This window comes from Dyella sp. 05T440 (assembly GCF_056395965.1).
The window spans coordinates 1-12,347 of record NZ_JBFTKN010000010.1 but is presented as its reverse complement, the minus strand read 5'-3'; the positions used below and the strand labels follow the sequence as shown (position 1 = coordinate 12,347).

Below are 12,347 nucleotides of genomic sequence, written 5' to 3'. Positions count from 1 at the left end.
CGGAATCCGTTACTTCTTGATGGCGCGACGCGGACCCTTACGGGTGCGTGCATTGGTACGCGTGCGCTGGCCGCGCACCGGCAGACCACGGCGGTGACGCAGACCGCGGTAGCAACCCAGATCCATCAGACGCTTGATGGCAATACCCACCTCGCGACGCAGATCGCCTTCAACGACGTACTTGCTGATTTCGTGGCGGATCTTCTCCACCTCGCCTTCACTCAGGGACTTGATCTGGGTGGTAGGAACCACGCCAGCGTCCGCGCAGACCTTCTTGGCCCGGCTGCGGCCGATCCCGTAAATGCTCTGCAGGCCAACCCAGACATGCTTCTGGACCGGCAAATTGACACCCGCGATGCGCGCCATGATGTACTTTCTCCGATGCGTTTCGTGCGCGGTAAACGCGCAATTCTAACCTTAAACAACCCATTAGGAAAGCCCTGCGGTACCTGGGGTACCGCCGCCCTCCGACTTAGACCAACTTCACACCACCCCAGCAGCCATCAGTTGCGGCGGAGGTTGGCCTTCTTCAGCAGGCTTTCGTACTGGTGACTGACCAAGTGCGCCTGCACCTGAGCAGTGAAATCCATCACCACGACCACGACGATGAGCAGAGAGGTGCCACCGAAGTAGAACGGGACGTGCCACGCTTTTTGCATAAACGATGGAACCAGGCAGACCAGCACCAGGTACAGCGCGCCGACACCGGTAAGACGGGTCATCACGTTGTCGATGTAGTCAGCCGTGGAGCGGCCCGGGCGGATGCCCGGAATCAAGGCGCCGGAGCGCTTGAGGTTGTCTGCCGTCTCCTGGGAGTTGAACACGATCGCCGTATAGAAGAAGGCGAAAGTGATCACCAGCACCGCGAAGACGATGTCGTACAGCGGTTCGCCCGGGGTCAGCGCCTGGGTCAGCTCGGTGATCCAGCGCGCCTGATGACCCTGGCCGAACCAGGTAGCAGCCGTCGCCGGGAACAGCAGCAAGCTTGAGGCGAAGATCGGCGGGATCACGCCGGCCATATTGACCTTCAGCGGCAGGTGCGAGGTCTGGTTCATGTAGGCCCGCTGTCCACCGGAACGACGCGCGTAGTTCACGGTGATGCGCCGCTGGGCGCGCTCCATGTACACCACGAACGCCGTCACCAGCAGGATCACGGCAACCACCATGAGCATCTTGATGACCGAGAGCTCACCGTTGTTGGCCATGCTCAGCGTGTGCGCCACCGCACCGGGCAGGCCGGAGACGATGCCGGCGAAGATCAGCAGCGAAATGCCGTTGCCGATACCGCGCTCGGTGATCTGCTCACCCAGCCACATCAGGAACATCGTGCCGGCCGTCAGGCCAACCACCGACGACATGACGAAACCCATGCCAGGCGTATACACCACCGGCGCGCCACCCAGGGCGGTCTGCTTCTGCAACGCCATGGCGATGCTGAACGCCTGAAATGCCGCCAGGCCTACCGTGCCAAAGCGGGTGTACATGGTCATCTTGCGACGACCAGACTCACCCTCTTTACGCAGCGCCTGCAGGCTCGGGATCACCGAACCCATCATCTGCACCACGATGGAGGCAGAGATGTACGGCACCACGCCGAGCGCGAACACCGAGAAACGTGCCAGCGAGCCACCCGAGAACATGTTGAACATGTTCATCAGGCCGCCGCCCTGCTCGATCAGGTTCGTCATGGCTTCCGGATTGACGCCGGGAACCGGGATGAAGGAACCGAGACGGAAGACAATCAGCGCACCAATCACGAAGAAGATGCGCTGACGCAGTTCCGTCAGCTTGCCGAGCGATCCGAGCGATGTGCCCTGGGCTGACGCCACGTGATTACTCCACGCTGCCGCCGGCAGCTTCGATCGCTGCCTTGGCGCCGGCCGTAGCCAGCACGCCCGACAGCTTCACGGCGCGGCCGATTTCGCCCTTGAGGACAACCTTGACCTTCTTGGCATGGCTGTCGATCAGACCTGCCTGGTGCAGCGCGATCGTGTCGATCACGTCAGCCTTCAGGGTGGCCAGCTGGTACAGGAACACTTCCTGGCTTTCTTTCTTCTTCAGCGAGCGGAAGCCAACCTTCGGCAGGCGACGCTGCAGCGGCATCTGACCGCCTTCGAAACCGTACTTGTGGGTGCCGCCCGCGCGAGCGTGCTGACCCTTGTGACCGCGACCGGCGGTCTTGCCCAGGCCCGAACCGATACCGCGACCCACGCGAAGGCGAGTCTTGCGGGAGCCGGCGGCCGGCTTGATGTCGTTAAGACGCATGGTGATTACTCCTCAACCCGCACGAGGTAATAGACCGTGTTGATCAGGCCGCGGACCTGCGGGCTGTCCTTCAGTTCACGGACGTCATTGAGCTTGCTCAGGCCGAGCGCCTTCACGCTCAGGCGATGGCGGCTCTGCACACCGCGCAGGCCCTTGACCAGGCGCACGCGCACGGTGGCGGCGGTTTCGTTGTTCTTAGCCATTGCCCAGCACCTCTTCCAGGGTCTTGCCACGCTTGGCAGCGATCTGCTTCGGCGAGGCAACGGCCTGCAGGCCCTTGATGGTCGCGCGGACCAGGTTGATCGGGTTACGCGAACCAACGGCCTTGGCGAGCACGTTCTTCACGCCCACCACTTCCAGCACAGCGCGCATGGCGCCGCCGGCGATCACGCCGGTACCTTCGGAAGCCGGCTGCATGAACACGCGGGCTGCGCCGTGGTTGGCCTTGATGGCGTACCACAGGGTGCCGTTGTTCAGGTCGATGCTCACCATCTGGCGGCGGGCGCGTTCCATGGCCTTGGAGATGGCGACCGGCACTTCACGCGCCTTGCCATAACCAAAACCCACGCGGCCTTCGCCGTCGCCGACCACGGTCAGCGCAGTGAAGCTCATCTGGCGGCCACCCTTGACGGTCTTGGCCACGCGGTTAACGGCAATCAGCTTCTCGAGCAGGCCGTCTGAATTTTCGCGATCGGTAGAAGACATGTTTTTTTCCATGTGCCCGGCAAACCGGGACTTTTACTTGCGGCTGAGCCGCTTGGAGTTGTGGGTACTTCTATTGGCATCAAGTGCCGGCGAACCGGCACCCGATACCAGGCGGCCTTAGAACTTCAGGCCGGCTTCGCGGGCCGCATCGGCCAGCGCCTTGATGCGACCGTGGTAGCGGAAGCCCGAGCGATCGAACGCCACGGACTCGATACCAGCGGCCAGCGCACGCTCAGCCACGGCCTTGCCGACAGCGGCGGCAGCAGTGAGGTTCTTGGTGCCCTTGAGGTCTTCAGCAACCGACTTCTGCACGGTGGAGGCAGCTGCCACCACGTTCGTGCCCGAAGCGTCGAACACCTGTGCGTACAGGTGCTGACCGGTGCGATGGACCGACAGGCGCGCCACACCGAGCTTGCGGATGTGGGAGCGAGTCGACTTGGCGCGACGCAGGCGGGATTCGTTCTTGTTCATCGTCATAGTTCCTAGAAGCGGATCGACAAGCAGCTTTAGCCTTTTTGAAGAGTGCAGCCATGGATGGCTGCTCTTTCGCGAGGGACCGCTTACGCCTTCTTGGCTTCCTTCAGGGTGATCTTCTCGCCGGAGTAGCGCACGCCCTTGCCCTTATAGGGTTCCGGCGGACGGAAGCCACGGATCTTGGCGGCCACCTCGCCCACGCGCTGCTTGTCCGAACCCTTGATCAGGATTTCGGTCTGCGTCGGGGTTTCGATGGTGATGCCTTCGGGCGCTTCGAACACGACCGGATGCGAGAAGCCCAGGGCAATGTTCAGCGACTTGCCGGCCATCGAAGCACGGTAGCCCACGCCGACCAGCTCGAGCTTGCGCTCGTAACCGTCGGACACGCCCTTGACCATGTTGGCCAGCAGCGCGCGCAGGGTGCCACCGAACTTGTCGTCCGCGCCTTCGGCGAGAACGATGTTGGCCACGCCATTGTCGATATTGATCGAGGCGCCCGGCAGGTGATGGATCGCCAGGGTGCCCTTCGGGCCCTTGACGGAAATGCCGTTGGCGTCGGACTTGACTTCAACGCCCTTGGGCAGGTTGATCGGTTGTTTGGCTACGCGGGACATCGTCGGCTCCTTATGCGACCTGGCCGATGACTTCGCCGCCCAGACCCTTCGAACGGGCCTGCGCGTCGGTCAGCAGACCGGCGGAAGTCGAGATGATCGAGATACCCAGGCCACCGAGGACCTTCGGCAACTCGTCCTTGCCGCGGTAGACGCGGAGACCGGAACGGCTGACACGGGCAATGGTTTCGATAGCCGGACGGCCTTCGAAATACTTGAGCTTGATCTCGAGCACCGGCTTGCCTTCCACGGAGGAGGCCTTGGCGTCGAGGATATAGCCCTCATTCTTGAGAAGGTTGGCGATGGCCACCTTCAGCTTCGACGACGGCATGTTTACGGTCTGCTTGCCCGTGAGCTGGGCATTGCGGATGCGCGTAAACAGATCGGCGATGGGATCAGTCATGCTCATGAAAACATCCTTCAGAGTGCACCGATATCCGAAAAACCGGAAATCAATTCAATTGTGAGCCGGCACAGTGCCGACCTGCGGAACGCAGACCGACGACTATAACAGCTTTTTCCGACTTTGCGAACATCAGCGCATAAATCGCGCCAACGGCGGCAGGCTGATGCCCACCGCCGCATCGAACGCCAACGGGCCGAAACCCGTCAACGCCCTGTTTGGGGTATTACCAGCTGGCCTTGCGCAGGCCAGGCACGTCACCACGCATGGTGGCTTCGCGCAGCTTGTTGCGGCCCAAGCCGAACTTCTGATACACGGCGCGCGGACGGCCGGTCAGAGCACAGCGGGTGCGCTGGCGAGACGGGCTCGCGTCGCGCGGCAGCTTCTGCAGCTTGGTCTGGGCTTCCATCTTCTCGTCATACGAGGCGTTGGGGCTCAGCACGATCGCCTTCAGTTCGGCGCGCTTGGCGGCGTACTTCTTGACGAGCTTGGTCCGCTTGATATCGCGGTTGACCATCGAGGTCTTTGCCATGGATAGATATCTCTCGCGTGTATCAGTTGCGGAACGGGAAGCTGAAGGCTTCCAGCAGCGCTTTGGCTTCGTCGTCCGACTTGGCGGTGGTGGTGATGGAGATATCCATGCCACGCATCGCGTCGACGGCGTCGAAGTCGATTTCCGGGAAGATGATCTGCTCTTTGACGCCGAAGTTGTAGTTACCGCGGCCGTCAAAAGCGCGACCCGACACACCACGGAAGTCGCGCGTACGCGGCAGCGAGATGTTGATCAGGCGATCGAGGAATTCCCACATCTGCGCGCGGCGCAGGGTGACCTTGCAGCCGATCGGCCAGCCGTCGCGGATCTTGAACGAGGCAACCGACACGCGGGCCTTGGTCTGGATCGGCTTCTGGCCGGCGATCTTGGCCATGTCGGCCACGGCGTTTTCGAGCACTTTCTTGTTGCCCGCCGCTTCGCCCACGCCCATGTTCAGCGTGATCTTGGTGATGCGGGGAACCTGCATCACGTTCTGGTAACCAAAGCGCTCGGTGAGCTTCTGGATGACCTGGTCTTTGTAAAAGTTTTCGAGACGCGTCGTCATAGTTAATTCCTTACGCGTCCACGACTTCGCCGGAGGACTTGAACACGCGCACCTTACGCCCATCAGAGAGCGTCTTGGCGCCAACGCGTTCACCCTTGCCCGTGGCGGAGTTGAACAGCTGGACGTTGGAGAGGTGGATCGAAGCCTCACGCTCGACGATGCCACCGGCCTGGTTGGCCTGCGGATTCGGCTTGGTGTGACGCTTGACCAGGTTCACGTTGGAGACGAACACGCGGTCGCCATCAACGCGCAGCACGTCGCCGCGCTGACCCTTGTTTTTGCCGGTGATCACGAGGACCTGATCACCCTTGCGGATACGGTTCATGGTCTAGTCTCCGCTCAGAGCACTTCGGGCGCGAGGGAGACGATCTTCATGAACTTCTCGCTGCGCAGCTCGCGAGTGACCGGCCCGAAGATACGGGTGCCAATCGGCTCGAGCTTGTTGTTGAGGAGGACCGCTGCGTTGCCGTCGAAACGGATCAGCGAGCCATCGGGACGGCGCACACCCTTGGCGGTACGAACCACCACGGCGTTGTACACCTCGCCCTTCTTCACCTTGCCGCGGGGGATGGCATCTTTCACGGTGACCTTGATAACGTCACCGATCGCGGCGTAACGGCGCTTGGAGCCGCCGAGCACCTTGATGCACATCAGTTCGCGAGCACCGCTGTTATCGGCCGCGGATAGCGTGCTTTGCATCTGGATCATGTCTGCACCCTCCCTTAGACGTTAGCGCGCGTGATGATTTCGACCACGCGGTGATGCTTGGTCTTGGACAAGGGACGGCATTCTGCAATGCGGACCAGGTCGCCCTCGTTCGCGCCCAGGTCGTCCTGTGCGTGAAGCTTGGTCGAACGACGGATGATCTTGCCGATCAGCGGATGCTGTTCCTGGCGCTCGATCAGGACCGTCACGGTCTTGTCCATCTTGTTACTGATGACGCGGCCCTCGAGGGTGCGCGTCTGCTTTTGGTTGTCGCTCATATCAGCCGTCCCTTACTTCTTTCCGCCGAGCACGAACTTCGTGCGGGCGATGTCGCGCCGAACGCGGCGCAGCTGGTGCGGCTGATTGAGCTGGCCGGTGCCCTTCTGCATGCGCAGATTGAACTGCTCCTTGCGGAGGTCCAGCAGATGCTTGTTCAGCTCGTCGGCCGACTTGGTGGTCAAATCTTTGATGGCCATATCACATCACCGCCCGGGTCACGAATTGGGTCTGGACCGAGAGCTTGGCGGCGGCCAGGCGGAACGCCTCGCGTGCCGTCGCCTCGTCGATACCCTCGATTTCATAGAGCATGCGGCCCGGCTGGATCGGAGCGACCCAGTATTCGACGCCACCCTTACCGGCACCCATTCGAACTTCGATGGGCTTCTTGGTGATGGGCTTATCCGGGTACACACGGATCCACAGCTTGCCGCCGCGCTTCACAAAACGGGTGATGCAACGACGACCGGCTTCGATCTGACGAGCGGTCAGGGCGCCAAAGGTGGTTGCCTTCAGACCGAACTCGCCAAAACTGACGAGGTTCGAGGAGAAAGCCAGACCATCGTTACGGCCCTTGAACTGCTTACGGTATTTGGTTCGCTTAGGTTGCAGCATGGCAACTCTCCTTACTTCGCCGTCCGCTCGCGACGGCCTTCACCGCCCTCGCGACGCCCTTCACGACGACCCTCACCACCCTCACGGCGCGGCTGGGACTGCTCTTCCTTCGACTCCTGGCCGGCTGCTGCAAGGTCGAAGATTTCGCCCTTGTAGATCCACACCTTGATGCCGATGACGCCGTAGGTCGTATGAGCCTCGGCGGTGCCGTAGTCGATGTCGGCGCGCAGCGTATGCAGCGGCACGCGACCTTCGCGGCTCCATTCGGAACGAGCAATCTCAGCGCCGTTCAAACGGCCAGAGACATTGATCTTGATACCCAGTGCGCCCAGGCGCATCGCGTTGCCGACCGAGCGCTTCATGGCGCGGCGGAACATGATGCGACGCTCCAGCTGCTGCGCGATCGACTCGGCAACCAGCTGTGCGTCCAGCTCAGGCTTACGGACTTCACTGACGTTGATGTGCGCCGGAACGCCCATCAGGTCACTGACTTCCTTGCGCAGCTTCTCGATATCCTCGCCCTTCTTGCCGATCACCACGCCCGGACGGGCGGTGTGAATCGTCACGCGTGCGGTCTTGGCCGGACGCTCGATGAGGATCTTGGAGATGCCGGCCTGGGCCAGCTTCTTGCGCAGCATCTCGCGGACCTTGAGGTCAGCAGCGAGGTACTGGGCGTATTCGCCCTTATTGGCGTACCACTTCGAGTTCCAGTCCTTGGCAATGCCGAGGCGGATACCGGTGGGATGAACTTTATGACCCATCGTCTACGTCCTCTTTAGTTGCCAACGACCACAGTGATGTGGCTCGTGCGCTTCAGGATGCGGGAACCGCGACCCTTGGCGCGGGCGTACATGCGCTTCATCGCCGGACCTTCGTCGACGAAGATGCGCGCGACCTTCAGGTCGTCGACGTCGGCGCCGAGATTGTTCTCAGCGTTGGCGACAGCCGACAACAGCACCTTGCGAACAAGGGCTGCGGCCTTCTTGTTGGTGAACTGGAGCACGTCGCTGGCTCGGCCCACGGGCATGCCGCGGACCAGGTCAGCCACCAGGCGTGCCTTCTGCGCCGAAATGCGGGCGCTGCGCAGGATCGCTTTGGCTTCAGTGCTCATCACTTGCCCTTCTTGTCGCCGCCATGGCCCTTGAACGTACGGGTCGTCGCGAACTCGCCGAGCTTGTGCCCGACCATGTTCTCGTTGACCAGCACAGGGACATGCTGACGGCCGTTGTGGATGGCGATGGTCAGGCCGACCATTTCCGGCAGGATCATCGAGCGGCGCGACCAGGTCTTGATCGGACGCTTGTTATTGGCGGAAACGGCGGCTTCCACCTTCTTTACGAGGTGCAGGTCGACAAACGGACCTTTCTTTAGAGAGCGCGGCATGATCGTTTCCTATTACTTGCGACGACGCACGATGAACTGCTGGGTGCGCTTGTTCGAGCGCGTCTTGTAGCCCTTGGCCGGCGTACCCCACGGAGAAACCGGGTGACGACCGCCAGAGGTCTTGCCCTCACCACCGCCATGCGGATGGTCGACCGGGTTCATCACCACACCGCGAACGGTGGGACGAATACCCAACCAGCGCTTGGCGCCGGCCTTGCCGAGCTTCTTCAGGCTGTGCTCGCCGTTGCCCACTTCACCGATGGTGGCGCGGCAATCGACCGGCACGCGGCGCATTTCGCCGGAGCGCAGACGCAGCGTGGCGTAACCCGATTCGCGAGCCACCAGCTGGACCGAAGCGCCGGCGGAACGCGCAATCTGCGCACCCTTGCCCGGACGCATCTCGATGCAGTGGATGGTCGAACCCACCGGAATGGCGCGCAGCGGCAGGCTGTTGCCGGCCTTGATCGGCGCATCGCTGCCCGACACCAGGCGATCGCCTGCCTGCACGCCCTTGGGCGCGATGATGTAACGACGCTCACCGTCGGCATAGCACAGCAGTGCGATATGCGCGGTACGGTTCGGATCGTATTCAATGCGCTCGACCTTGGCGGCAATGCCTTCCTTGTCGCGCTTGAAGTCGATGATGCGGTAACGCTGCTTGTGACCGCCGCCCTGGTGGCGAACGGTGATGCGACCGTAGTTATTGCGACCGCCGTTCTTGGTCTTCGCCTCGGTCAACGCCGCGTACGGCGCGCCCTTGTGAAGGCCCTCGGTGCGAACGCTGACTGCGTCGCGACGACCGGGGGAGGTCGGCTTGTGAGTGATCAGTGCCATCTCAATTCAACTCCTGGCTCAGGCTTTGGCCGACACGTCGATGGTCTGGCCATCGGCGAGGCGGACATAGGCCTTACGCTTGCCCTGGCGATTGCCAGTGCGGAAACGGAAGGACTTGACCTTGCCCTTGGCATTGACGAGGTTCACCTGCTCGACCTTGACGTCGAACATCTGTTCCACCGCTGCGCGGACATCGGCCTTGGTTGCTTCGGGAGCAACCACGAATACGTACTGGTTCTTCTCGGCCAGGCGTGCAGCCTTTTCCGAGATGTGCGGCGCACGCAGCGTATTCAGAATGCGTTCGTTGCTCATGCCAGCCACTCCTCGATCTTCTTCACCGCATCGACGGTCATGACGATGTGGTCCGAACCGACCAGGCTGACCGGGTTCAGAGCCAGCACGTCCACGACGTGGATGTACGGGATGTTGCGCGCGGCCAGGAAGGTGGCTTCGTTGGCGTCTTCCGACACCAGCAGCACGCGACCCGAGACCTGCAGTTCAGCCAGCTTGGCAACCATCGCCTTGGTCTTGGGGGTATCGATGCCGAAGCTCTCGACCACCTTCAGACGGTCCTGACGGATCAGCTCAGCAAGGATCGAACGGATGGCAACGCGATACGACTTGCGGTTGACCTTCTGCTCGTAGCTGCGCGGCTTGGCAGCGAACGTGCGGCCACCACCGACAAAGATCGGTGCACGGTAGTCACCGTGACGGGCGCCGCCGCCCTTCTGCTTCTTGAACTTCTTGGTGGTGCCGGACATCTCGCCGCGCGACAGCTGCGACTGGGTACCGGCACGGCCGCCCGCCTGATAGGCGATGACGACCTGGTGGATCAGGGCCTGCTTGAGCTCACCGCCGAACACTTCGTCCGACACGTTGAGCGGCTTGGCGCCAATAACATTGAGTTCCATGGCGTCTCTCCTCAGCCCTTGGTCGTCGGACGGATGACGACGTCGCCGCCGGTAGCACCCGGCACCGCGCCCTTCACCGCGATCAGATGACGCTCGGCGTCGACCTTGACCACTTCCAGGCCCTGCTGCGTGCGGTTGACCGCACCCATGTGGCCCGACATCTTCTTGCCCGGGAACACGCGACCCGGGGTCTGACGCTGACCGATAGAACCCGGCGCACGATGCGACAGCGAGTTACCGTGGGTCGCGTCACCCATGGTGAAGTTCCAGCGCTTGATGGTGCCCTGGAAGCCCTTGCCCTTCGACACGCCGGCAACGTCAACGATCTGACCTGCCTGGAACACGTCGTCGGCCTTGATCTCGGCGCCCACGCTGTACTTGCCGAGGTCGTCGGCAGACACGCGGAACTCCCAAAGACCACGACCCGGCTCAACCTTGGCCTTCGCGTAGTGACCCTTCAGCGGCTGCGTCAGCAGGCTGGCGCGCTTGACGCCGGCTGCGACCTGCACAGCGCTGTAACCATCATTTTCTTCCGTCTTCAGCTGCGTGACGCGATTCGGGGTGGCCTCAATGAGGGTCACCGGAATCGAACGGCCATCTTCAGTGAAGAGTCGGCTCATGCCGCACTTGCGGCCAACTAGTCCGATACTCATCTTCGTATCCTGTCTCTCGCTCAACCAAGCTTGATCTGAACGTCCACGCCAGCGGCGAGGTCCAGCTTCATGAGCGCGTCCACGGTTTTGTCGTTGGGGTCGACGATGTCAAGCACGCGCTTGTGGGTACGGGTTTCGTACTGGTCGCGGGCATCTTTGTCGACGTGCGGCGACACCAGAATGGTGTAACGCTCGATCTTGGTCGGGAGCGGAATCGGGCCGAGCACCGTTGCGCCAGTGCGCTTGGCAGTCTCGACGATCTCGCTGGCCGAGCGATCGATCAGACGGTGATCGTACGCCTTGAGCCGAATGCGAATCTTTTGGTTCGCCATAAACCGTGTCCTGTTATCGAAAGAACAATTCTTGTGATTCGAGTGAGCTTCTCGCCCACCCGCACAACCCTTTACTGCCAACAACCAGTCGTTTCTTGGGTGGCTGACGCCACACCTCAAACCGACCTTAAAAGACTAGGCAGGCCCAAAACGGGCCCGCCTAGACGGAAAAGTATAAAACGCGCGAAATGGCCAGGTCAACAAAGCGTCATGCTTCGTCGTCCGAGCCCTCTCTTGCGTATTGGCCATCCAGGCCAGCGAACTCGAAGCACTTCCTGTGCCTCATTTCGCTGTAAGGTCGCCCGAACCTAGGTCCGGCGACAGGCAAGACGGCGACTATAGCTGACTATTCGGCGGAAGAAAAGCCCTAAGCGGTTCTTTTTGCATGATTCGTTGGTTTTCTTGCTCGTCATCCTGGCGCAGGCCGGGATCCAGTGGCGACCAAATGCGGTGTTCGCGAACGAGCCAACAAAGCATCCACCCCTATCGCGACCATCAAACCATGCTGCTACTGGATGACCAGCCATTCGGCTGTTGAAGAACGCCTCCGGCCTGCGCCGGAATGACGAGCAAGGGGCGCAATCCGTACAAGTCACATAAAAAAAGCCGGCCCAGAGGCCGGCTTTTTTTCCAGGTTGCCACCCGAAGGTGGCAGCCCGAAGGGTATTACTTGATGACCTTGGCCACCACGCCGGCGCCGACGGTGCGGCCGCCTTCGCGAATGGCGAAACGCAGGCCTTCGTCCATCGCGATCGGGTGGATCAGGCTGACCACCATCTTCACGTTGTCACCCGGCATCACCATTTCCACGCCTTCCGGCAGCTGGCAAGCGCCAGTCACGTCGGTCGTGCGGAAGTAGAACTGCGGACGGTAACCCTTGAAGAACGGGGTATGACGGCCACCTTCGTCCTTCGACAGCACATAGACTTCGGCTTCGAAATCGGTGTGCGGGGTGATCGTGCCCGGCTTGGCCAGCACCTGGCCACGCTCGACGTCGTCACGCTTCAGGCCGCGCAGCAGCAGACCGGCGTTGTCGCCTGCCTGGCCCTGGTCCAGCAGCTTGCGGAACATTTCCACGCCCGT

At 61.7% G+C, this 12,347-nt stretch carries 24 protein-coding genes; all 24 read right to left on the bottom strand.

The genetic code is table 11. The features are described 5' to 3' along the window. Positions 1-9: 9 nt before the first annotated feature. Positions 10-366 carry a 30S ribosomal protein S13 gene (rpsM, locus tag AC1DE1_RS13770; RefSeq protein ID WP_046972895.1) on the bottom strand — a complete coding sequence of 119 codons (357 nt, stop codon included), beginning with the start codon at positions 364-366 and terminating at the stop codon, positions 10-12. 137 nt (positions 367-503) lie between these two features. Then, positions 504-1,829 (bottom strand): preprotein translocase subunit SecY, encoded by a 1,326-nt coding sequence (gene secY / locus AC1DE1_RS13765; protein ID WP_441605437.1) that lies wholly within the window; start codon positions 1,827-1,829, stop codon positions 504-506. Positions 1,830-1,833: 4 nt separating this feature from the next. Continuing rightward, entirely contained in the window at positions 1,834-2,271 is a 438-nt protein-coding gene (gene rplO, locus AC1DE1_RS13760; protein WP_199045596.1) for a 50S ribosomal protein L15, read from the bottom strand. Further along, positions 2,271-2,468, bottom strand: a complete 198-nt coding sequence (gene rpmD / locus AC1DE1_RS13755) for a 50S ribosomal protein L30 (RefSeq protein ID WP_046972898.1) — start codon at positions 2,466-2,468, stop codon at positions 2,271-2,273. The genes rplO and rpmD overlap by 1 nt, the downstream gene beginning before the upstream one ends. After that, positions 2,461-2,970, bottom strand: coding sequence for a 30S ribosomal protein S5 (gene rpsE, locus AC1DE1_RS13750; protein WP_046972899.1), 510 nt, complete (start codon positions 2,968-2,970; stop codon positions 2,461-2,463). The genes rpmD and rpsE overlap by 8 nt, the downstream gene beginning before the upstream one ends. A gap of 117 nt (positions 2,971-3,087) precedes the next feature. Next, complete coding sequence (gene rplR, locus AC1DE1_RS13745; RefSeq protein ID WP_477176730.1) at positions 3,088-3,447, bottom strand: 50S ribosomal protein L18; 360 nt, start codon at positions 3,445-3,447, stop codon at positions 3,088-3,090. 83 nt (positions 3,448-3,530) lie between these two features. Beyond that, positions 3,531-4,058 carry a 50S ribosomal protein L6 gene (rplF, locus tag AC1DE1_RS13740; protein WP_441605435.1) on the bottom strand — a complete coding sequence of 176 codons (528 nt, stop codon included), beginning with the start codon at positions 4,056-4,058 and terminating at the stop codon, positions 3,531-3,533. Between the two features lie 10 nt (positions 4,059-4,068). Continuing rightward, positions 4,069-4,464 carry a 30S ribosomal protein S8 gene (rpsH, locus tag AC1DE1_RS13735; RefSeq protein WP_441605434.1) on the bottom strand — a complete coding sequence of 132 codons (396 nt, stop codon included), beginning with the start codon at positions 4,462-4,464 and terminating at the stop codon, positions 4,069-4,071. A gap of 220 nt (positions 4,465-4,684) precedes the next feature. Further along, positions 4,685-4,990, bottom strand: a complete 306-nt coding sequence (rpsN, locus tag AC1DE1_RS13730) for a 30S ribosomal protein S14 (protein ID WP_441605433.1) — start codon at positions 4,988-4,990, stop codon at positions 4,685-4,687. Positions 4,991-5,012: 22 nt separating this feature from the next. Continuing rightward, positions 5,013-5,555 carry a 50S ribosomal protein L5 gene (gene rplE / locus AC1DE1_RS13725; protein ID WP_441605432.1) on the bottom strand — a complete coding sequence of 181 codons (543 nt, stop codon included), beginning with the start codon at positions 5,553-5,555 and terminating at the stop codon, positions 5,013-5,015. Between the two features lie 10 nt (positions 5,556-5,565). Then, entirely contained in the window at positions 5,566-5,880 is a 315-nt protein-coding gene (rplX, locus tag AC1DE1_RS13720; RefSeq protein WP_441605431.1) for a 50S ribosomal protein L24, read from the bottom strand. Between the two features lie 14 nt (positions 5,881-5,894). Continuing rightward, complete coding sequence (rplN, locus tag AC1DE1_RS13715) at positions 5,895-6,263, bottom strand: 50S ribosomal protein L14 (RefSeq protein ID WP_038620422.1); 369 nt, start codon at positions 6,261-6,263, stop codon at positions 5,895-5,897. A gap of 14 nt (positions 6,264-6,277) precedes the next feature. After that, the gene (gene rpsQ, locus AC1DE1_RS13710; RefSeq protein WP_038620426.1) at positions 6,278-6,538 is read right to left on the bottom strand and encodes a 30S ribosomal protein S17; all 261 of its coding nucleotides are present in this window, start codon (positions 6,536-6,538) and stop codon (positions 6,278-6,280) included. A 12-nt stretch (positions 6,539-6,550) separates the two neighbouring features. Further along, positions 6,551-6,736 (bottom strand): 50S ribosomal protein L29, encoded by a 186-nt coding sequence (rpmC, locus tag AC1DE1_RS13705; RefSeq protein WP_046972906.1) that lies wholly within the window; start codon positions 6,734-6,736, stop codon positions 6,551-6,553. 1 nt (position 6,737) lies between these two features. Continuing rightward, complete coding sequence (gene rplP / locus AC1DE1_RS13700; protein WP_019464892.1) at positions 6,738-7,151, bottom strand: 50S ribosomal protein L16; 414 nt, start codon at positions 7,149-7,151, stop codon at positions 6,738-6,740. 11 nt (positions 7,152-7,162) lie between these two features. After that, positions 7,163-7,912 carry a 30S ribosomal protein S3 gene (gene rpsC / locus AC1DE1_RS13695; protein ID WP_121881668.1) on the bottom strand — a complete coding sequence of 250 codons (750 nt, stop codon included), beginning with the start codon at positions 7,910-7,912 and terminating at the stop codon, positions 7,163-7,165. 14 nt (positions 7,913-7,926) lie between these two features. Next, complete coding sequence (gene rplV / locus AC1DE1_RS13690; protein ID WP_046972908.1) at positions 7,927-8,262, bottom strand: 50S ribosomal protein L22; 336 nt, start codon at positions 8,260-8,262, stop codon at positions 7,927-7,929. Then, positions 8,262-8,534 carry a 30S ribosomal protein S19 gene (gene rpsS, locus AC1DE1_RS13685; RefSeq protein ID WP_046972909.1) on the bottom strand — a complete coding sequence of 91 codons (273 nt, stop codon included), beginning with the start codon at positions 8,532-8,534 and terminating at the stop codon, positions 8,262-8,264. Before rpsS ends, rplV begins: the two co-directional genes overlap by 1 nt. Before the next feature lie 12 nt (positions 8,535-8,546). After that, positions 8,547-9,368 (bottom strand): 50S ribosomal protein L2, encoded by an 822-nt coding sequence (gene rplB, locus AC1DE1_RS13680; RefSeq protein ID WP_046972910.1) that lies wholly within the window; start codon positions 9,366-9,368, stop codon positions 8,547-8,549. Between the two features lie 18 nt (positions 9,369-9,386). After that, a complete protein-coding gene (gene rplW, locus AC1DE1_RS13675; RefSeq protein ID WP_046972911.1) occupies positions 9,387-9,680 on the bottom strand; it encodes a 50S ribosomal protein L23 in 294 nt (97 codons plus the stop codon). After that, positions 9,677-10,279: a 50S ribosomal protein L4 gene (gene rplD, locus AC1DE1_RS13670; RefSeq protein ID WP_204634037.1), complete on the bottom strand. Its 603-nt coding sequence runs from the start codon at positions 10,277-10,279 to the stop codon at positions 9,677-9,679. The genes rplW and rplD overlap by 4 nt, the downstream gene beginning before the upstream one ends. Before the next feature lie 11 nt (positions 10,280-10,290). Beyond that, entirely contained in the window at positions 10,291-10,932 is a 642-nt protein-coding gene (gene rplC, locus AC1DE1_RS13665; RefSeq protein WP_046972913.1) for a 50S ribosomal protein L3, read from the bottom strand. Positions 10,933-10,952: 20 nt separating this feature from the next. Continuing rightward, positions 10,953-11,264 (bottom strand): 30S ribosomal protein S10, encoded by a 312-nt coding sequence (gene rpsJ / locus AC1DE1_RS13660; protein WP_017461875.1) that lies wholly within the window; start codon positions 11,262-11,264, stop codon positions 10,953-10,955. 666 nt (positions 11,265-11,930) lie between these two features. Next, the coding region (locus AC1DE1_RS13655) for an EF-Tu C-terminal domain-related protein (protein ID WP_477176731.1) at positions 11,931-12,347 on the bottom strand (417 nt) is incomplete at its 5' end.